The 19,431-nt window shown below is 68.6% G+C and carries 20 protein-coding genes; 10 read left to right on the top strand and 10 right to left on the bottom strand.

All coding sequences use genetic code 11. The annotated features are described in order from the left end of the window. Window positions 1-92: 92 nt before the first annotated feature. Entirely contained in the window at window positions 93-1,013 is a 921-nt protein-coding gene (locus AC07OZ_RS13015; RefSeq protein ID WP_495467527.1) for a type I restriction enzyme HsdR N-terminal domain-containing protein, read from the bottom strand. A gap of 121 nt (window positions 1,014-1,134) precedes the next feature. Here AC07OZ_RS13015 and AC07OZ_RS13010 point away from each other — a divergent pair, with 121 nt between their 5' ends. From AC07OZ_RS13010 to AC07OZ_RS13000, 3 genes are all read left to right on the top strand, one after another. Then, entirely contained in the window at window positions 1,135-1,638 is a 504-nt protein-coding gene (locus tag AC07OZ_RS13010; protein WP_495467526.1) for a DUF6265 family protein, read from the top strand. Between the two features lie 54 nt (window positions 1,639-1,692). Next, window positions 1,693-2,088 (top strand): GFA family protein, encoded by a 396-nt coding sequence (locus AC07OZ_RS13005; RefSeq protein ID WP_495467525.1) that lies wholly within the window; start codon window positions 1,693-1,695, stop codon window positions 2,086-2,088. A gap of 101 nt (window positions 2,089-2,189) precedes the next feature. Then, complete coding sequence (locus AC07OZ_RS13000) at window positions 2,190-3,422, top strand: chitosanase (RefSeq protein WP_495467524.1); 1,233 nt, start codon at window positions 2,190-2,192, stop codon at window positions 3,420-3,422. A gap of 56 nt (window positions 3,423-3,478) precedes the next feature. Here the strand turns inward: AC07OZ_RS13000 and AC07OZ_RS12995 are convergent, their stop codons facing one another. The 3 genes from AC07OZ_RS12995 to AC07OZ_RS12985 all read right to left on the bottom strand — a co-directional run bounded on the left by AC07OZ_RS12995 (window position 3,479) and on the right by AC07OZ_RS12985 (window position 6,396). After that, window positions 3,479-4,378 (bottom strand): PhzF family phenazine biosynthesis protein, encoded by a 900-nt coding sequence (locus tag AC07OZ_RS12995; protein WP_495467523.1) that lies wholly within the window; start codon window positions 4,376-4,378, stop codon window positions 3,479-3,481. Between the two features lie 47 nt (window positions 4,379-4,425). Beyond that, window positions 4,426-5,391: a Bug family tripartite tricarboxylate transporter substrate binding protein gene (locus tag AC07OZ_RS12990; RefSeq protein ID WP_495467522.1), complete on the bottom strand. Its 966-nt coding sequence runs from the start codon at window positions 5,389-5,391 to the stop codon at window positions 4,426-4,428. A gap of 168 nt (window positions 5,392-5,559) precedes the next feature. Further along, complete coding sequence (locus AC07OZ_RS12985) at window positions 5,560-6,396, bottom strand: helix-turn-helix domain-containing protein (RefSeq protein WP_495467521.1); 837 nt, start codon at window positions 6,394-6,396, stop codon at window positions 5,560-5,562. A 152-nt stretch (window positions 6,397-6,548) separates the two neighbouring features. Here AC07OZ_RS12985 and AC07OZ_RS12980 point away from each other — a divergent pair, with 152 nt between their 5' ends. The 4 genes from AC07OZ_RS12980 (at window position 6,549) to AC07OZ_RS12965 (ending at window position 10,699) form a co-directional block, all read left to right on the top strand. Continuing rightward, window positions 6,549-7,472 carry an extracellular catalytic domain type 1 short-chain-length polyhydroxyalkanoate depolymerase gene (locus tag AC07OZ_RS12980; protein WP_495467520.1) on the top strand — a complete coding sequence of 308 codons (924 nt, stop codon included), beginning with the start codon at window positions 6,549-6,551 and terminating at the stop codon, window positions 7,470-7,472. Between the two features lie 104 nt (window positions 7,473-7,576). Then, entirely contained in the window at window positions 7,577-8,917 is a 1,341-nt protein-coding gene (gene dbpA / locus AC07OZ_RS12975; RefSeq protein ID WP_495467976.1) for an ATP-dependent RNA helicase DbpA, read from the top strand. Further along, window positions 8,914-10,164, top strand: coding sequence for a DEAD/DEAH box helicase (locus AC07OZ_RS12970; RefSeq protein WP_495467519.1), 1,251 nt, complete (start codon window positions 8,914-8,916; stop codon window positions 10,162-10,164). The genes dbpA and AC07OZ_RS12970 overlap by 4 nt, the downstream gene beginning before the upstream one ends. Before the next feature lie 16 nt (window positions 10,165-10,180). Next, window positions 10,181-10,699: a hypothetical protein gene (locus AC07OZ_RS12965; RefSeq protein ID WP_495467518.1), complete on the top strand. Its 519-nt coding sequence runs from the start codon at window positions 10,181-10,183 to the stop codon at window positions 10,697-10,699. Between the two features lie 50 nt (window positions 10,700-10,749). Here AC07OZ_RS12965 and AC07OZ_RS12960 read toward each other — a convergent pair whose 3' ends face one another. Then, on the bottom strand, window positions 10,750-10,965 hold the full coding sequence (locus tag AC07OZ_RS12960; protein WP_495467517.1) for a putative motility protein: 216 nt from the start codon (window positions 10,963-10,965) through the stop codon (window positions 10,750-10,752). A 370-nt stretch (window positions 10,966-11,335) separates the two neighbouring features. Here AC07OZ_RS12960 and AC07OZ_RS12955 point away from each other — a divergent pair, with 370 nt between their 5' ends. Beyond that, entirely contained in the window at window positions 11,336-12,931 is a 1,596-nt protein-coding gene (locus AC07OZ_RS12955) for a chitinase (protein ID WP_495467516.1), read from the top strand. A gap of 68 nt (window positions 12,932-12,999) precedes the next feature. Here the strand turns inward: AC07OZ_RS12955 and AC07OZ_RS12950 are convergent, their stop codons facing one another. Beyond that, window positions 13,000-14,409, bottom strand: a complete 1,410-nt coding sequence (locus tag AC07OZ_RS12950) for an aminotransferase-like domain-containing protein (protein WP_495467515.1) — start codon at window positions 14,407-14,409, stop codon at window positions 13,000-13,002. Between the two features lie 99 nt (window positions 14,410-14,508). Between AC07OZ_RS12950 and AC07OZ_RS12945 the strand changes: the two genes are divergently transcribed. Then, on the top strand, window positions 14,509-14,748 hold the full coding sequence (locus AC07OZ_RS12945) for a hypothetical protein (RefSeq protein WP_495467514.1): 240 nt from the start codon (window positions 14,509-14,511) through the stop codon (window positions 14,746-14,748). 69 nt (window positions 14,749-14,817) lie between these two features. Here AC07OZ_RS12945 and AC07OZ_RS12940 read toward each other — a convergent pair whose 3' ends face one another. From AC07OZ_RS12940 to AC07OZ_RS12925, 4 genes are all read right to left on the bottom strand, one after another. Further along, window positions 14,818-15,489 (bottom strand): 3-keto-disaccharide hydrolase, encoded by a 672-nt coding sequence (locus AC07OZ_RS12940; RefSeq protein ID WP_495467513.1) that lies wholly within the window; start codon window positions 15,487-15,489, stop codon window positions 14,818-14,820. Continuing rightward, window positions 15,489-16,124: a gluconate 2-dehydrogenase subunit 3 family protein gene (locus AC07OZ_RS12935; protein ID WP_495467512.1), complete on the bottom strand. Its 636-nt coding sequence runs from the start codon at window positions 16,122-16,124 to the stop codon at window positions 15,489-15,491. Before AC07OZ_RS12935 ends, AC07OZ_RS12940 begins: the two co-directional genes overlap by 1 nt. Window positions 16,125-16,126: 2 nt before the next feature. After that, entirely contained in the window at window positions 16,127-17,941 is a 1,815-nt protein-coding gene (locus AC07OZ_RS12930) for a GMC family oxidoreductase (protein ID WP_495467511.1), read from the bottom strand. A gap of 111 nt (window positions 17,942-18,052) precedes the next feature. After that, window positions 18,053-18,652, bottom strand: coding sequence for a flavin reductase family protein (locus AC07OZ_RS12925; RefSeq protein ID WP_495467510.1), 600 nt, complete (start codon window positions 18,650-18,652; stop codon window positions 18,053-18,055). A 336-nt stretch (window positions 18,653-18,988) separates the two neighbouring features. Between AC07OZ_RS12925 and AC07OZ_RS12920 the strand changes: the two genes are divergently transcribed. Beyond that, entirely contained in the window at window positions 18,989-19,351 is a 363-nt protein-coding gene (locus AC07OZ_RS12920; RefSeq protein WP_495467509.1) for a hypothetical protein, read from the top strand. The last annotated feature ends 80 nt before the right edge of the window (window positions 19,352-19,431 follow it).

The raw sequence follows: 19,431 nt of genomic DNA, 5'->3' as shown, positions 1-19,431 counted from the left end.
TTCGCCGAATCGCCGATGGGCCGCATCCGCGTCGAGCTGGCGCCACGCAACGCGTTCCGCGTGCTCGACCACGATGTGACGCTTCCGGATGGTCAGCGCTTCCACAACGCGATGCGCGTCACGCCGTCGGGCGACGGCTGCGTGGTGGCCTTCGTGCTGCTGCGCATGCCGGACGTGACCGACGAGGCCTTCGAAAACGACGCCGCGCATGTGGCTCGCGATCTGGGAACGCTCAAGGCGTTGGTGGAGAAGCGGGAGGCTTGAGGCGCGTCGCCCTTGCGCATGATCTCGCCGTCGTCCCTGGAGAGACGGAACTTCGCGAAGGTTCCCAGTTCATCGCCAATCGCCCAGAACTGCCACTGCACGTCCACATTCCGGAAGCGTTCATCGGCCATGACGGAAGCGGCATAACGCTCGATCTGGGAGACCTCGTCGGCATCGATCTTCACGCGAGGCGCCTTCAGTTCGACGACCAGATGCGACAGGCTGTTGGCCCGATGCCGGCGAGACGCCTTCGACAGCATGAGGTCCACGATGCCCCGTTCCTGCGACACGTGCCTGACGGGCGTGTCGATCACGATGTCCTCGTCAAGCAGCTTCTTGTGCTTGCGCAGCACCTCCGTCAAGGACTGATCATCGACCGACAAGGTGAATTGATCGCCGAACAGCCAGGTGTTCTGGGCGACGAGGCGATGGAGTTGGCTGCGTTCCTTCAATCGCTTGCGCGGTTCGGGATCGAACAGGATCGCCTCGAGCCCTTTGAGAAACAGCAGTCGATCCGCCACGACGCGCGCAGAGCTGATGATTGCGGACAGGGAGACGTCGCGCAGAAGCCTGGCCAGCTCGTCAGACGAGAGCCCGAATGGGTACTGCTGTTTCGCCAAGGTCATCACCTCGCCAGGACACTGGATTGGCAACCAGTCTAGGAGCGTCCAAGTCCCCTCGATTTCAGGGGAGATCGAGAGGGTTGCGCGCCTGCCACGGCAACTTTTTGCGTATTCGCTGAGCCCCATTGAATTCTGTCGCCGGCCTCCGCGCGATGCACTTTCGCGGCGGGACACGCCCCTGAGTCCGGGTGGCGGTCAGGGTCCTCCGGCGGTAGATTCGAGCATCGAGTGCCCGGAGACTACCGCCATGCGTTCATCCTCTGCAGCCGCCGTGGGCGTGCTGATCCTCTCCTCGCTGTCGCTCGCGTCGCGGCCGGCGCATGCGGAGGACGCCCAGCTCGAACGTCTGAGCTGGCTCGCGGGCTGCTGGGCTTCGGAGAAGGGCGAGCCCGGCTCTGTCGAGCATTGGCTGCCGCTGGCCGGCGGCACGATGCTCGGCATCGGCCGCACGGTGAAGAACGGTCGCACCGTCGAGCACGAGTTCCTGCAGATCCGCTTGAACGCCGAAGGCAAGGTCGTCTACGTCGCGCTGCCGTCGCGTCAGAAGGAGGCCACCTTCGTCGCGACCTCGATCGGTGATCGCGCGGTCACCTTCGAGAACCCGGAGCACGACTTCCCACAGCGCATCCTCTACAAGGCCGTCGGCGAGACAGGTCTCGCCGCGCGCATCGAAGGACAACGCAATGGCACCACGCGCGGCATCGACTTCCCGATGAAGCGCGTGGCGTGCGAGCCGGCCAGGTCGCCATGAAGCGATGCGATGCGGCGCGATGTGACGCACCGTGACGAGGAAGGAGCCCACACCATGGATCGATTCACCGGCGGCTGCCTCTGCGGCGATGTCCGCCTCGTCGCCACCGGTAGCCCCTACCGCGTCGGCCTGTGCCACTGCCTCGACTGCCGCAAGCATCACGGCGCGCTCTTCCACGCCTCCGCGATCTTTCCGCAGGACGCCGTCACCCTCTGGGGCGAGACCCAAGAGTTCCGCGGCCGGCACTTCTGTCCCCGCTGCGGATCGTCCGTGTTCTCGCGGACCGGCGACGAGATCGAAGTGCATCTCGGCGCGCTCGACGCGCCGGACCAGTTGACGCCGACCTACGAGCTCTGGACCGTCCGCCGCGAGACCTGGCTGCCGCCGTTCCCGCTCAGCCGGCACTACGAACGCGACCGCGACTCGGACAGCCGCTCCGAGGACCCGTGAACAGGGCTCATGCGCCCCGCCGGCCTCCTCCGGATTGAGGATGCGACCCGCCGGCGATCGCCCTACAAGCGGTCCATCGGGCAATCTCCGCGGAGTCCGCGATGGCACACACCGAACGCATCACCGACGTTCCCTCGTCCGAAGTCAGCGAGATCAGAAGCTCCTTCGAGCAGCGCGGCGGCATCGCGACGGTGACGGCGCAAGGGAACGATCTCTTCACCATCGAGGCCACCTACCCCGGCAGCGCGAAAGGCAGCATCGGCCTCGGCACGATGGGCGTGCTGTCGGCCGGCCTCGCCGCCAGGACGATCGCGGCCTCCGCCACGGGCCCGGGCCGCCAGACCCCGACGTCGGGCGCATCGGGTGCGGCAAGCGCCTCGGGCTCGCCCGTGCTGACGGCCACCCAGTCCCAGACCGCCAAGGCCATCGTCAACATCTTCGAGACCAGCGCCGTGCTCGGCCGCTACGACCAGGTCACGCTGATCCCCGGCGACACCGGGCATCTGACCTACGGCCGCTCGCAGACCACGCTCGGCTCGGGACTGCTGCACGACCTGCTCGCCCTGTACGCGGCCAATCCCGGCGCGCGCTTCGCGAAACGCCTCGCGCCCTTCCTGCCGCGCACGGCGGCGCTCGATCTGTCCCTCGACACCGATGCGAAATTCGCCAACGTGCTGCGCGCCTGCGGCGACGACCTGGTGATGCGCGACACCCAGGACGTCTTCTTCGACACGCGCTACTGGACCCCGGCCGTCGATGCGGCCCGCAAGCTGGGCCTGACCCTGCCGCTGTCGTTCGCCGTCGTCTACGACAGCCGCGTGCATGGCTCGTGGGACCGGTTGCGCGACGAGACCACCGAGAAGGACGGCAGCCTCCAGAAGCTGGGCGAGCGAGGCTGGATCCAGGCCTACGTCAAGCGCCGCTTGAACTGGCTCGCGACGAGCCAGCGCGAGGACCTGCGCGCCACCGTCTATCGCATGGACGCTTTCCAGCGCCTGATCGACCAGGATCGCTGGGGACTCGCGCTGCCGCTGGTCGTGCGCGGGCTGGAGATCTCCACCGCGACCCTGGCCGAGCCGCCGCCCGGCTGCTACGCCGGACCGACGCCCGGCACGCGGCCCGTGGCAGTCACCTCGCCGCTGACACGCGGGCTGGATGTGCGCCTGCTGCAATTGGCGCTCTCCGACGCCGGCGAGCCGGTGAAGGCCGACGGCGTGTTCGGCGATCAGTCCGCGAAGTCGCTGGCCCGCGTGCAGTCTGCGAAGGGCCTGCCCGCCAGCGGCGCCGCCGATGCGGCGCAGGTCGTGGCGCTGGTGCAGCCGGTCTTCGGTTGACGCCGGCGAGGATCACGCGCAGGTCCGGCGCTGGCCCAGCACCGATCTGGCGCGGATCAGCCGGCGTGGTCGGCCACGACGCGGCCGCCGAGGAAGCAGCCGAGCAGATCGCCGTCCGGCGCACGATGGAAGCGCACCCGAATCTCGGAGCCCTGCCCCATCGCACGGCCTTGATGCACGAGGACCTCCCCGTTGTCTGCCGGTACCAGACCGAGTGCCTTGAGCCCGAACAGCAGCGCCGCCGCGGCGATGCCGGTGGCCGCGTCCTCCGGATATCCCGACGACTTGGGGAACTGCCGCGCGTGGAAGCGGCGGTGCTCCAGCGACTCGATGGCAAACGGATAGAGCCCCGTCGACCCGATGGCCTCGCACAGCGCCTCCATGCGGGAGAAGTCCGGCTGCAATGCATCCAGCGCGGCCACCGAGCGCAAGGCCACGAGCGTCTTCACGCGACTGGTCGCCGCGTTCAGCACCGGATGCGGCAGCAGGTCGTCGACGGAGACCCGCAGCACCTCGGCGATGCGCCGCAGCACTGCCGGCTCGCCGAGGGCCTCGACGCGTCCCACCGGCTGCGTGATCTCGATGCGCTCCGAGGGCGATCCCGGCTCGCCGACGATGCCTTCCACGAGGCCGCTGAGCGTCTGGATGCGCGCGCTCGGCGCGCGCCAGAGTCCCGCCTCCCGAAGGCACCACAGCGCGCCCACGGTCGCGTGGCCGCACATTTCCATCTCGTGTCGAGGCACGAAGAAACGGAACCGGAAGTCGGTCTCTCCGCCACCGCTCGAACCTGTCTCCGCCGGCAGGACGAAGCCGCTCTCGTGACCCGCCTCGGCGGCGACGGCGCGCATCTCCTCGTCGCTCATGCCCTCGGCATCCAGCACGATCGGCGCCGGATTGCCGCCGCTGCCATCCGCGGCCGCGAAGACCCGCACCCGACGCGCCATGCCGCGTGCCATGCCGCTCTCCGCGGGACTCGTCATCGACGGGGGAGTGATGCGCCCGCTCATTCCATCACCACGCCGGACGTCTTCACCACGTTCGCCCAGTACGGCACCTGCTGGTTCAAGGTGGCGGCGAACTGCGCGGGCGTTCCCTCGGCGGGTGCCACGCCAGTGCTCTGCAGCGTGGCGACGGTCGTCCGGTTGGCGAGGACCTTGCGCAGGGCCTCGGAGAGCTTCTGAACCACCGCCGGCGGCGTGCCCGCCGGCGCCACGAGCCCGTACCAGAGCTGCGACTCGAAGCCGGCGAGGCCGGCCTCCTTGAAGGTCGGCACCTCGGGCAGCAGCGCGCTGCGCTGCGTCTGCGCGAGCGCCTTGATGCGCCCGCCGCGGATCTGCTGCACCAGCGTCGCCGGGTTGTCGAAGAGCAGGTCCACCTGCCCGCCCATGAGCTCGGTCTGTGCGGGCGAAGCACCCTTGTAAGGGATGTGGATGAGGTCCGTGCGCGTCGCCTGCTTGAACTGCTCGCCGATGAGATGGGACAGCGAGCCCTGCCCGACCGAAGCGAAGGTCAGCTTGCCCGGCGCCGCCTTGGCGTCGCGGATCAGTTCCGCGAGCGTCTTCGCGAGCAAGGTCGGACGCGCCACCAGCACATAGGGCGAGAAGCCGATCAGACCGATGGGCGCGAAGCTGCGCAAGGGGTCGTAGCGCGCGCCCTTCACCACGGCGAGGGCAACCGCATGCGTGCTGGTCGTGGCGACGCCCAGCGTGTAGCCGTCCGGCGCGGCGTGAGCGACGGCCGCCGAGCCGATCGTGCCGGCGGCACCGGCCTTGTTGTCGATGAGCACCGTCTGGTGCAACTCCTGCGACAGCGCCGGCGCGAGGCTGCGGATCAGGGCGTCCGTGCCGCCGCCTGCCGGGAACGGCACGACGATGGTGATCGGGCGGCTGGGGTAGGCGTCGGCGAGCGCCGAGGCGACCGGCGCGCACAGGGCGGCCGCACCGAGTAGCAGGAAGAGGGAGCGCTTCATGGCGAGTCCTTGGAGGAGAGCGACAGGCGTCAAGCATCGCGATCCCGCCGCGGACGCGCGCCTCCGTTCGGGCCAAACGACTAGAACGATCGGGCCATCACGATCGTCGTCGCGATCGCCTTCGCGCCGCACAGGCGGAACGCCTCGTCCGCTCGACGCCTCAACGCATCAACGTTGCGACGGCGGATACCCGTACCTCGCCCGATAGAGACGGGCGAAGTAGGACGGCGTCTCGAACCCGACCAGCAACGCCGCGTCCATCACGCTGGTCCGCGGGTCCTGCAGCAGCAGTTGCGCGCGCTCCAGGCGCTTGCCGTTGAGGAACTCGATCATGCTGAAGCCGGTGCGCTCGCGGAACAGCCGCGTGAAGTGCCGGCGCGAGAGCAGGAACTGCGCGGCGACGTCGTCCACGGTGAGCTGCTCCGCCATGTGCGCCTCGAGGTAGGCGACGATTTCGTGGATCAGCAGCGCGTCCCGTCCGCGATGCGCCGGCAGCGCGTTCGCCGTCGTCAAGGCCGTGGTGATGCACTCCGCGGCGATCAGCCGCTCCGTCGCCTGCATCCGGGGCGAGTCGCGATGCGCGCCATCGACACCGGCCAGTTCCTCGCGCAGCCGCAGCATGTGCACGAGCGAGGGGCTCATCCGCCACACGCCGCACGCCGGCGGTGCGGGAGGCGCCGCGGTGGTGCCGCCCTCGATGCCGGCAATGCGCCTGGCGCAGTCCTCGACGAAGGCCTGATCGACATACAGCGCCAGGTGTTGCTGCTGCGGCCGGGTCGCGGCCGTTGCGTGCTCGATGCCGGGCGCCACCAGCGCCATGCAGGCGGCGTTGATGCGGAAGGCGCTCTGCTCCTCGCGCACGCGCACCACCATGCCGCCCGAGCGGGGCATCAGGACCATGTACTCGTCGTGCGCGTGGAACGCCGTCTCGTAGGACGGCGTGCGGCTGTCGACGATCCGGGCGGTGACCTGGGGCGCCAGGTGGCGGCGATGGGTGTGGAACATGGCCCGGCATTCTGTCCTTCGCGCGGACAGATGCCCAGGTGGCGACCCAGGCGGCTACCCGATGGGTATCGCAAACATTCATGAAGCCGATCGGCGATCCGTGCTTCAATCGGTTCACTGACACACGCGCCCTCGGCGCCATCGGCCTTCGAATGCTCATCGACCTCCCGCTCGAACAGAAGAGCGGCACGCTCGCAGAACAGTTCATCCGCAGCACTTCCGTGCAAGGCCGCGCTTCCATCGACTATCAGCTATACGTCCCGCCGGGCGACCGCGACGAAGCCCGTCCGTTGCTGGTGATGCTGCATGGCTGCGGACAGGACCCCGACGACTTCGCCGTCGGCACCCGCATGAACGAGATGGCGCGTCGCAACGGCTGGCTGGTGCTGTATCCCGCGCAGTCGACGCGGGCGAATCCGCAGGGCTGCTGGAACTGGTTCAAGCCCAACCACCAGGAGCGCGGTCGCGGCGAGCCCGCGCTGATCGCCGCCCTGACGCGGGAGATCATGGCCGGCCACCGCGTCGATGCGGACCGCGTGTTCGTCGCGGGCCTGTCGGCCGGCGGTGCGATGGCGGTGATCCTCGGCCGTGCCTATCCGGAACTCTTCGCCGCCGTCGGCGTGCATTCCGGTCTGCCGCACGGCGCCGTCGACGACGCGAACGGCGCGATGGCGATGATGCGAAGCGGACAGCCCGCGCGTCCGCCCGCGAGCGCTGCCACGGACGTCGGGACGGACGGCACCGGTCGCCCGACGCCGACCATCGTCTTCCACGGCACGCGCGACATGACGGTCCACCCGCTCAACGGTGAGCAGGTCTACGCCGATGCCACGTCCGGCGTGGCCGGCGTCCCGCGCGTCGAGAACGGCCGCGAAGGCACGCGGGCCTACACCCGTCGCACGCACGTGACGCCGCAGGGGCGCGTGCATGCCGAACTCTGGCTGATCGAAGGCGGCGGGCACGGCTGGTCCGGCGGCGACCAGAGCGGCTCCTGCACCGACTGGCTGGGGCCGGATGCGAGCGACCAGATGCTGTGTTTCTTCATGGCACACCCGCTGGGCGACAATCGTGCATGACCCGCACCGATCCCACCGGCGCTGCTGCCTCGGCTCCCGCAGCCTCGCAGCCGCCGGCGGCGCCTAGCGCCACCTCCTTCGACAGCCTGCCGCTGCCGCCCGCGATGCGGGCGAACCTGCAGCAGCTCGGCTACCTCTCGATGACGCCCATCCAGGCCGCCAGCCTGCCGCTCGCGCTGGCCGGCAAGGACCTGATCGCGCAGGCGAAGACGGGCAGCGGCAAGACCGCCGCGTTCTCGCTGCCGCTGCTGACCAACCTGAATCCGCGCCGCTTCGCCGTGCAGGCGCTGGTGCTGTGCCCGACGCGCGAGCTCGCCGAGCAGGTGACGCAGGAGATCCGCCGCCTGGCGCGCGCGGAGGACAACATCAAGATCCTGACGCTGTGCGGCGGCGCGCCGATCCGCAACCAGCTCGCGAGCCTGTCGCACGGCGCGCACATCGTCGTCGGCACGCCGGGCCGCATCCTGGACCACCTGCAACGCGAGACGCTGACGCTGGAAGCGCTGAACACGCTGGTGCTGGACGAAGCCGATCGCATGCTCGACATGGGCTTCGCCGAAGACATCGCGCAAGTGATCGCGAACTGCCCGAAGACGCGCCAGACACTGCTGTTCTCGGCCACCTATCCGGACGGCGTGAAGTCCATCGCGACGCGTTTCATGCGCGCGCCGCAGGAGGTGACGCTCAAGGAGAAACACGCGGCCGGCAAGATCCGCCAGCGCTTCTACGAGGTCAAGGAAAACGAGCGCCTGCATGCCGTCGGCCTGCTGCTCAACCACTTCCGCCCGGCCAGCACGCTGGCGTTCTGCAACACCAAGCAGCAGTGCCGCGACCTCGTCGCCGTGCTGCAGGCCGAAGGCATCGTCGCGCTGGAACTGCACGGCGACCTCGACCAGCGCGACCGCGACCAGGTGCTGGTGCAATTCGCCAACCGCAGTTGCAGCGTGCTGGTGGCGACGGACGTCGCGGCGCGCGGTCTCGACATCGCGCAGCTCGAAGCCGTCATCAACGTCGACATCACGCCCGACCCCGAGGTGCATGTGCATCGCGTCGGCCGCACCGGGCGTGCGGACGAGGAAGGCTGGGCGTTCAGCCTCGCGAGCCTCGATGAAATGGGCCGCGTCGGCCGCATCGACCAGATGCAGGGCAGTGTCACGCCGTGGCATCCGCTGACCGAGCTCACCACCGAGCCCGGCGCCGAGCCGCTGCATCCGCCGATGGTGACGCTGCAGATCCTGGGCGGCCGCAAGGAGAAGATCCGTCCGGGCGACGTGCTGGGCGCGCTGACCAAGGACCTCGGCTTCGACGGCGCGCAGATCGGCAAGATCAACGTCAACGAGTTCTCGACCTACGTCGCCGTCGAGCGCGGCATCGCCGACCAGGCGCTGCGCAAGCTCAACGCCGGCAAGGTCAAGGGCAAGTCGGTGAAGGTGCGCCTGCTGTGAGCACGGTGGACAGCTTCGCCGCGCTGGGCCTGTCGTCGCGCCTCGTGCGCGCGGCCGACGAGCTCGGTTTCGAGATCCCCACGCCGATCCAGGCGGCCGCCATGCCGCCGATCATCGCTGGCCGCGACCTGCTGGGTTCGGCGGCGACGGGCTCCGGCAAGACGGCGGCTTTCGTCTTCCCGATGCTGCATGGCATCGATTCGCGCGTGCGGCCTGCGCTGCGCCGCACGCAGGCGCTGGTCCTGGTGCCCACGCGTGAGCTCGCCGCGCAGGTCGGCGAGACGGTGATCCAGGTCGGACGTTTCCTCGACGAGCCCTTGAAGGTCTCGGTGCTCTACGGCGGCGTGTCGATCAATCCGCAGATGATGGCGCTGCGCGGCGGCGCGGACATCGTCGTCGCGACGCCGGGCCGGTTGCTGGACATCGTCGAGAAGAATGCACTGAAGCTCGCCGACGTGGAGTGCCTGGTGCTGGACGAGGCCGATCGGCTGCTCGACGCCGGCTTCGCCGACGAGCTGGCGCGGGTGCTGGCGCTGCTGCCGAAGCGTCGTCAGAACCTGCTGTTCTCCGCCACCTTCCCGGCAGCGGTGCAGGCGCTGTCGGATCAGTTGCTGCACGACCCGGTGCGGATCGAGATCACCGGCGAGCCCGCCACCGAAGGCCAGATCGAGGAACACGCAGTCGAGGTCGACGTCGCGAAGCGGACCCCGCTGCTGCGCCACATGATCGAGCAGGGCCAGTGGTCACGCGTCCTGGTCTTCGTCGCGACGCGCTACGCCTGCGATCACGTGGCGGACAAGCTGCGTCGCGGTGGCCTCCAGGCCGCGGCCTTCCACGGCGACGAGAGCCAGGGCGCCCGCACGCGCACGCTGGCGGACTTCAAGGCGGGGCGGATTCAGGTGCTGGTCGCCACCGACCTGGGCGCGCGCGGCATCGACATCGCACGGCTGCCGGTGGTGGTGAACTACGACCTGCCGCGTGCCGCGGCGGACTACACGCACCGCATCGGCCGCACGGCGCGCGCCGGCGCGAGCGGGCTCGCGGTGAGCTTCATCAGCGCGGCCACGGAAGCGCACTTCCGCCTGATCGAGAAGCGTCAGGGACGTCGCGTCCAACGCGAGCGCATCGCCGGTTTCGAGCCGACCGAGGTCGCCTCGCCCGAAGCCGCCACCGGCGGCATCAAGGGCAGGCGGCCGAGCAAGAAGGACAAGCTGCGCGCGGCGGCCGCGGCCGCAGCGGGCAAATGACGGTCGAGGCTCTGGAATGACGGCCTTCCTCAACCGCCTGAGATCCATGCTTTCAGGCGGTACGCCTGAGCCCAAAGGCGAATCGATTGAAGACCCGCTCGACTACGACAAGGCGATCGGATTGGACGCCGAGGCCCTTGCGGAGTTGGGCATCTTGTCCGCCTACCTTGAACTGCTTCCCACGCTGCAGCAGTTTGCGGAGTCGCCCATCGAGGTCACCGAGCACATCGACGACGACGAACCGAGCTATGCCATCTCGGCGGCCGGAAAGAGGATTCAGGTCTGGGACGCCGGCACCACGAACGTCGACTGCTGGGAGCGGGCGACTGTCGCGTTCTTCGACATCGTCAACGCGAATCTCCAGACCTCGTCCCACAGGTTCTACGCGCTCTACGGTGGCAACGACCTCCACGGCATGTTCCTCACCGACGAGGAGTTTGCCGCCGCGAGAAGGACTCTCAAGAAGCGGTCCGAATGGCCATGGCTTCCAGTCGATGTGCCGCCGCACTATGGGTACCCAGACGCGGCCACCTGAAGTGGGCATCGGAGCGCGCGCGACCCGCTGCGGGTCGCGCAGCCGCGCGATCAGGCGTAGGTGTTGACGTTGCGCCCGAGGCTGCCCTCGGTGGCCAGGGCGGGCGCCTGCGGCAGGGCGGCGAGCAGCGCGGCAGCGCCGGACTCCTGGACGTCCATGGCCTTGCGGAGCACCAGCAGGCTGGCGGCATTGCCCACCGTGCCTGGCGTGCTGTTGGAAGCACCGCTGACCGCGGCAGCGACGCTGGAGGAATTGGCGATGTTCATACCTTCAATATCGGCGAATCCCCTGCAGAGTTGAGCACGAATCTCGCGATACCACGGGGCCAAGGTGGTGAAGCACGCTCAGCCGGCCTTCGCTGAGCCCCCCGGCTCGTCGATTTGTGACGCGGCCCGTCCAGCCCCCCGCTTCCAGGCACCCGACCACACGCCTTGTCACCACGATCCGGGTTTTCCCGCTGCGCCACTTCGTCCGGATTTCGGAAAGTGGTATCCAAGCGGTGGCATGAAAACTGGATTATTCGAATACCAGTAAAGATCCACCGTCGACGCAATCCGTCGGCTGGCTCGCATGCGCCTCCGGCGGCTTTGGTGCGGGTTCGGGACCCGCTTCGGTCTCAACCCTGGATCCACTGCCATGACCGTCTCCGTCCGACGCCCCTCCTCCGCCACGTCCGCCCCGCTGCGACTGATCGTCGCCCTCGGCGCCGCCGCCCTCACCTTCCAGGCGGTCGCGCAGACCGCCGCGGCCTGGAAGCCCGATGTCTACTACACGGCCGGCACGGTCGTGAGCTACAACGGCCAGCTCTACCGGGCCACCGTCAACCAGACCGACTACGCCAGCACCGGCTGGAACCCGACCAACGCGTCGCTGTGGACGCTGGTCGGCCCCGCGAGCGGCCCGGCACCCTCGCCTGCCCCTTCCCCGGCACCCACGCCGAGCCCGGCGCCCAGTCCCGCCCCTGCCCCCACGCCGGCCCCGTCTCCGGCCCCTGCGCCGCAGGGCGCGTGGAACGCAGCCACGGCCTACTCGGGCGGCGCGATCGTCAGCTACCAGGGCGTGATCTACCGCGCCAACTGGTGGACGCAGGGCGACAACCCCGCCGCGCAAAACGGCCCCGTCGGTTCCGGCAAACCGTGGACGGTCTATGGCGGCTCGACGCCACCCGCCCCGTCGCCGGCGCCCACGCCCTCGCCTGCTCCCTCGCCTGGACCGGCGCCCGCACCTGGCCCCGCGCCCACCCCGGCCCCGTCGCCCGGCCCGGCGCCCGCGCCCGGCAAGCACCAGCTGATCGGCTACTGGCACAACTTCACCAACCCGGCCGGCCCGACCTTCCCGATCAGCGAGGTCTCCGCCGACTACGACGTGATCGTCGTGGCCTTCGCGGACGATGCGGGCAACGGCAGCATCGCCTTCAACCTCGACCCGAGCGCTGGCGGCGAGGCCCGCTTCATCGCGGACGTCGCGGCCGCGCGGTCCAAGGGCAAGAAGGTCGTGCTGTCCTTCGGCGGCCAGAACGGCACCGTGACGCTCAACAACGCAACGCAGGTGACCAACTTCGTCAACAGCGTCGAGGCCATCATGCGGCGCTACGGCTTCGACGGCATCGACATCGATCTGGAGAGCGGCGCCGGCGTCACCTCGGGCGCGCCGGTGCAGGCCAACCTGGTCACGGCGGTGAAGCAGCTGAAGCAGCGCATCGGCAGCGGCTTCTACCTGTCGATGGCGCCGGAGCACCCGTACGTCCAGGGCGGCTTCGTCGCCTACAGCGGCATCTGGGGCGCGTACCTGCCGATCATCGACGGCCTGCGCGACGAGCTGAACGTGCTCCACGTCCAGTACTACAACAACGGCGCCGTCTACACGCCGTACGCGACGCAAGGCCTGGCCGAAGGCAGCGCCGACATGCTCGTGGCCACCAGCCGGATGCTGATCGAGGGCTTCACGACCAACAACGGCACCGGGCCGTTCGTGTTCCGCGGACTGCGGCCAGACCAGGTCGCGTTCGGGTTGCCATCAGGCCCGTCGTCGGCCAACAGCGGCCAGGCGAGCGTCGCGACGATCACGGCGGCGCTCAACTGCCTGACGAAGCTGTCGCAATGCGGCGCGATCAAGCCGCCGCAGGCCTATCCGACGTTCCGCGGCGTGATGACGTGGTCGATCAACTGGGACCGCCATGACGGGAAGAGCTTCTCGACGGGCGTGAGGTCGTCGCTGAACGCGTTGCCTTGAGCGAAGCCGGCCGGGAGGCCGGCTCAGGGATCACACGGTCGGGGCCCATTCGGCCCCGGCCGAACCCCTTAGCCCACAAGCGCCTTTGCAATCTGACCCAAGGTCTTCAGCGCCTCCTCGACCTGTGCGTGGTCGGGATGCCCGAAGTTGAGCCTCAGGTGGTGCGTGAAACGGCGATCGGCCGAGAACAGATGCCCCGGCGCGATGCTGATGTCATGGGACTGGGCGACCCTGTGCAGTTCCAGCGCGTCGATCCGGGCGGGCAACTCGACCCAGACGAAGTAGCCGCCCTCCGGTTGCGTGACCCGCGTGCCTTCAGGAAAGCTCCTCGCGATGGTCCTCAGCACGGCTTGACGGTTCGTGACGAGCGCTTGCCGAAGCTGCCGCAGGTGCCGGTCGTAGCCGCCCCGCCGGAGGTACTCGCTCAAGCCCTCCTGCATAGGCACCGGGGTGGCCAATGAACTCATAAGCTTGCGGCGGCTGACATCCCGGGCGAACCGGCCCGCGGCCGCCCAGCCGACGCGGTATCCGGGCGCCAGCGACTTCGAGAACGAGCTGCAGTGCAGCACCAGGCCGGCCTTGTCCCAGCCCTTGGCGGGCCGTGGGCGTGAACCGAAATACAACTCGCCGTAGACGTCATCCTCGATGAGCGGGATCCCGCGCTCGGCGAGCAACGCCACCAGCGCCGCCTTGGCCGCATCGGGCATCAGGCTGCCCAACGGGTTCTGGAAATTCGGCATCAGCCAGCATGCCTTGACCGGATGACGGTCGAGAACGGCCGCCAGCGCCGCCACGTCGACGCCGGTGCGCGCATGGGTGGCCACTTCGACCGCCTTGAGTCCGCGGCGCTCCAGCGCCTGCAAGGCGCCATAGAAGGTCGGCGACTCGATGGCGACGAGGTCCCCCGGCTGCGTGACCGCCTCCAGGCACAGGTTCAAGGCCTCCATCGCGCCGTTGGTCACGACGATCTCGTCCGCGTCGACCTTGCACCCGGCGCCCAGGTAGCGCAGGCCGATCTGGCGCCGCAGTTCGGCGCTGCCCGGCGACAGGTCCTCGACCGTGCGCCATGGGTCCAGCCCGCGCGTGGCCTTGCCCAGTGCCAGGGCCAGCTTGTCCAGCGGGAACAGGGCCGGGCTCGGAAACGCCGAGCCCAGCGGTACGACGGCCCGGTTGCGCGACAGGCCGAGCACCTGGAACACCAGCTCCGACACCTCGACGCTGCGCTCCTCGGCCAGCGGATCCGACGCGTGGGGCTCGGCGTGCGGGATCGCCGCCTCGTTGACGAAGTAGCCGGACCGGGGCCGCGCCTCGATCAGGCCGCGGGCCTCGAGCAGGTAGTAGGCCTCGAAGACGGTGGACGGGCTGACACCGCGGTCCTTGCTCGCTTCGCGGACCGAGGGCAGGCGGTCGCCGGGGCGCAACTGCCCCGCGGCGATGGACGCCGCCAGGTCATCGGCCAGGACTTCGTAGCGCTTCACATCTGATCCGGTCTTTTTCTAAGAATCTGGATCTGTATTTTTCATGGCGCCGAGCGCACAGTGGCAACTCGGAAAGAGAGCCTGGAAACGTCGAACATCATGGAATGGGTCCCTGCAGTCTTCATTGCGTTCAAGGCCAGCGTGCTGTGCATCGGCATGTTCTTCGCCATCAAGTGGCACTACGACCGGGCAAAGAAGGAGAACGGGGCGGAGAAGCAGCGCGCGGTGCTTCGCACGAGCGCCATCGTGGCCGTTGTCTTCTTGCTGCTGGTCGTCGGCCTGGTGGTCCTGACCTTCAGCCTGGGCACGATGCTCGGCCTGGACCTGACTTTCTCATGAGGGCGCTGCCGGCGTGACCAGCGTCGCTGGCGCCACGCCGGGGTCAGGCCGCAGCAGCCGCCGCAGGCGTCAAGGCAGCACCTTCACCTTGATGTTCCTGAAGTGCGCCTCGCTCTCGGGATCGTGGCCCTGCAGCGCGAAGGTGCCGCTGGCCAGATAGCGCTTCTCCAGGCCCTTCTTGCGGACGATGGGCGACTCCTCGGTGTAGTCGGCCGTCTTCTCGCTGTTGACGAAGGTGGTGACGTGTTTGCCCTCGACACGCACGGTCAACGTGAACCACTGGTTGTCCGGCGACACAACCTTCAGATAGTCCTGCACGCCCCACAGGCCGCCGGTGCGGCTCGGGTCGCTGTGCGAGTTGTTGACCTGCACCTCATAACCGAGCTCAGGCCAGCCCACCTCCTGCCACTGGGTGTGGAAGTAGACGCCGGAGTTGGCCTTGGGAAAGGTCATCACGTCGACCTTCAACTCGAAGTTCCTGAAGTCGTGCTGCTGCACGGGCCCCATGTAGAACAGGTGCGAGCGCGGCCCGCGGACGACGACGGCGCCGTCCTTCACGCTGAAGGAGCCGGGCTGGTCGCTGGCGCGCCAGTGCTCGAGGCTCTTGCCGTCGAACAGCAGTTGCCAGCCGGCGGCGGATTCTTCGGCGGTGAGCGTGTTGGGCATGTCGGCGGCGTGGGCAGTGGCGGACAGGGCAAGCGCGGCAGCAGCCGCAATGGAAGCAATGGGGGCAAGGCGCATCAGGCGACTCCAACGATCTGCAGGACCTTGAGGGGCGGGCCGTCGAAGGTGACGGAGGGGATGTTGCCGACGAAACCGACGTCCTTCATGCCGTCGGGCGTCGTGTAGAAGCCGCCGGCGGTCAGGTCGCGGAAGCGCTTGAAGAAACGCGCGGCGGTGGCGAACTCAGGTTTGGCGCGCTCGGTCCAGCAGATGTCGTCGGCGATCTGCGATTGCTGCGAGACGTCGAGCTGGTCGAAGCGCTTGCCGCCGAAGCGCTTCGCGCTTTCGGCCTCGATCCAATCCAGGCCGCTCACGATGACGGGCTTGTCCTTCGTCTGGGTCGGGTACGGCGCGCTGATCCATTCGTCGATGAAGCGGTGCACCTGCAGTTGCGCAGCGCTGGGCGACTGGTCATCGGCCGGGATGATGAGCCCGCACAGCGCCTGCGCGGTGCGGTTCTGCGCGGCGTTGAAGGTCAGCGGCCACAGCTCGCCGCTCTTGTAGCTCTTCGTCAGCGTCGGGTCGGTGCCGTAGCCCTTGGGCTTGCCGCCCTTGCCGTCCACGCGCCGGGCGGGCGTGGCGCCGGCCGACACGTCGACGCTGAGCGCCGCGCCCGCGGCCAGCATCCATTGCAGGGTCGTTCTGCGGTCCATGCTCAGAGCTCCTTCTTGCGGAAGCGGTCGACGATGTGGTCGGCCTGGCGCCAGGCCAGCGCCATGATCGTCAGCGTGGGGTTCTTGTCGGCATTGGAGGCGAAGGGCGCGCCGTCCGACAGGAACAGGTTGGGCACGTCCCAGGTCTGGCCCCAGCCGTTGGTGACGGAGGTCCTGGCGTCCGCGCCCATGATGGCGCCGCCGACCTCGTGGATGATCGAGCCGCCGGGGGCGATGGCCTTGCGGCCGTCCAGCTCGGGGCCGCCGTCGAGCACCTTGCCGCCCATGGCCTCGACGATCTCGGCGAAGGTCTTCTGCATGTGCGCGGCTTGGCGGGTTTCGTGCTCGGCCCACTGCCAGTGGAAGCGCAGCACGGGAATGCCGAAGCGGTCCTTCTTCGTCGGGTCGATCTCGCAGAACGACTGGTCGTTCGGGATCATCTCGCCCCGGCCGGCGAAGTACACGAACGAGCCGAAGGTGCGGCGCACGTCCTGCTTGAACTTCGCGCCGTAGCTGCCCTTCGTCAGCCACTCCAGGCCCGCGCCGGTGCTGGCGCCGGGCATGCGGCGGCCGGTGCCCAGCTCGATGTGATAACCGCGGGGGAAGCCCAGGCCCTGCTCGGCCCAGCGCGCGCCCTGCTTGCCGTACAGCCACCAGGGGGCGTACAGGTGGGAGCCGCCGGCACCATCCTCGTTGTGCGGCGGCAGGTTCTCCAGCAGCGGCACCTGGCCGGACAGGTCGCTGCCGACGGTGTCCATCACGTACTTGCCGACCTTGCCGCTGCTGTTGGCCAGGCCCTGCGGGTAGGCGCTGGTCCTGCTGTTCAACAGGATGCGCGCCGACTCGCAGGCACTGGCGGACAGCACCACCGCGCGGCCTTTGACTTCGATGTGCTTGCCGGTCTTGCGGTCGACGAAGCGCACGCCGCTGGCCTTGCCATCCTTGGTCGTCACCTCGTAGACCATGGCGTCGCACAGCACGTCGAGGTTGCCGCTGGCCAATGCCGGCGGCAGGTGCACCGCGGGGCTCTGGTAGGTCGCGCCGATGGAGCACCCGCGCGAGCACGGCGTGGCCCAGAAGCAGGCCGCACGCTCGCGCATGGATTGCGCAACCAGCGCCTGCGCGCGCGGGTTGCCGGGATGCAGCAGCGCGGGGATGCGGCTGTCGTCGAGCTTCGCGGTCAGCACGGCGCGATGGATGGGCACCACCGGGATGCCCAGCTTGCCGGCGCGTTGCGCGACGAGGCGCTCCCCCACGCGCGCCGCGGGTGCGGGCAGCAGGCAGCCGTCAGGCGAGTCGGGCGTGTTCTCCAGACCCTCGTTGCTGCCGTAGACGCCGACCAGCATCTCGACCTTGTCGTAGTACGGGGCCAGGTCTTGATAGTCGATGGGCCAGTCGAAGCCCAGTCCGTCGCGGCTGTAGGGCTTGAAGTCGTAGGGCCCGTTGCGCAGCGAGATGCGGCCCCAGTGGTTGGTGCGGCCGCCCAGCATGCGGGCGCGCCACCAGTCGAAGCGCTGCTCTTCCTTGTCGGACGCCTGCGTGTACGGCTCGCCCGGCACCTGCCAGCCGCCGTCCACCGTCGCGTCGTAGAAGCCGAAGGGCTTGTCCGGCGTGCTGGCGCCGCGCAGCGGGGCGTCGTGCGAGGCCTGGAACATCGGCGTCTCGGTGCGGAAGTCGTAGTACCGGCCGGCTTCCAGCATCAGCACCTTCACGCCTTCCAGCGCCAGTGTGTAGGCCGTCTGGCCGCCACCGGCCCCCGAGCCGACGACGATGACGTCGTAGTCGCGCGCCAAGTTGCGCGTCGTCACAAAACCCATGCGCCCTCCTGAAAAGGTCGGCGGAGTTTGCCATCGCGGCGGCAGGCGCGCGCCTCAAACGATCGACTTGGCGCACGCGCCCTCATGCCCCGTTCACACCGGGGATGACGTTCAGTCGGGGCGCGCCATGAAGAACTTTTCCCCGAGCTCGAAGTAGTCGCCGGGACCACCGCCTCGCAGGATGATCCTGGCCGCCGCGGTATCGAACAGTCCGTCCTTCAACAGGGCCGGGGAAATGTGCATGAGCAAGACCTGACCCAGGATCATCCAGGTGTCGACGGGCTCGTCGTCCTTCGACTTCAGCTGGATGAGCTGGGACACCTTGCACTCGAAGGCGACCGGGCTCTCCCCGACGCGAGGCGGCGCCACCTTCACGGACGCGACCTCGGTCAGTTGTCCGAGCTCGAATTCATTGACGCCGTGAGGGACCCGCGCGCACGTGGCATTCATGGCCTCCGCCAGGTCGCGGGTGGCGAGGTTCCAGACGAACTCGCCGGTCTCCTCGATGTTCCTCAGCGAGTCCTTCCGACCGATGCTGGAGAAACCGATGATGGGCGGCGTGTAGTTCAACGCGGTGAAGAAGCTGTACGGCGCCAGGTTCACGACACCGGCCTTGCTCTTCGTGGACATCCAGCCGATGGGCCGCGGGCCGACGATGGCGTTGAACGGGTTGTGGGGCAGGTTGGGCGCGGTGGGGTCGTAGGTGTGCATGCGCTGGGTCGATCGGGTTGGGCTGAGGGCCGGACTTCGGACGTGGCTCGTGCTCACGCTCAATCGGCGCCGCTGATGATTAGACTCGCTGCCATGGCTGCCTTCAGACATGGCTTTTTCGAAACGGGGCGAGCGGGCGTGAGGCGACTCCTTCAGTCCGCTGTGCTCGCCGCGATGGCGGTCGCAACGTTCACGACCTCCGCGACCATTCCGTTCAATGGAAGAAATGCGCCGCCAACCCCAACGCCTCCTCCGCCCCCGCCCCGGTCCGAGGCCACTCGGCCGCTGCTACTTCTACTCAAGCGGGTCTGCGACCTGGGATTGATCTTTGAGCCCGTGATCCTGGCGGACTACTTGCCCTTCGCGCTCCGCACCAACTTCTACGAAGACTCGGTCGTACGCCGCTCTGACAAGGCGCCGACGCCGCTGGGCATGACAGCGACTTATGCGGGCAATTTCTGGCAAGCGCAGCCGTCCGTCACCTTGGTCTGGCCCTCTCGCCCGCTGGTCAGCATCCCGCGTGAAGAGGTCCACGCATCACTCGGAATGCCGGATGACATCCAGACGTCCGACGCGGAATTCGGCGACGGACTACGCACCGAGATCTACGAGCAGATCTGCAAGTCGAACAGCCGGTTGCTGGTCGTTTACGGGCGCAGCAGCGACGCGGCCCTGGAGCTGGTCGTCATCGCGCGCTGACGCCGAGTCGGCGTCGGGCCGACCCCCTGGGACACGGGAGTCGCGCACGCGAAACGGGCACTTCTCACGCCGTGTGGGCG

The sequence above is a fragment of the Roseateles sp. GW821-FHT09G03 genome (assembly GCF_059416045.1).
This window is presented reverse-complemented; position numbering and strand designations above follow the sequence as displayed.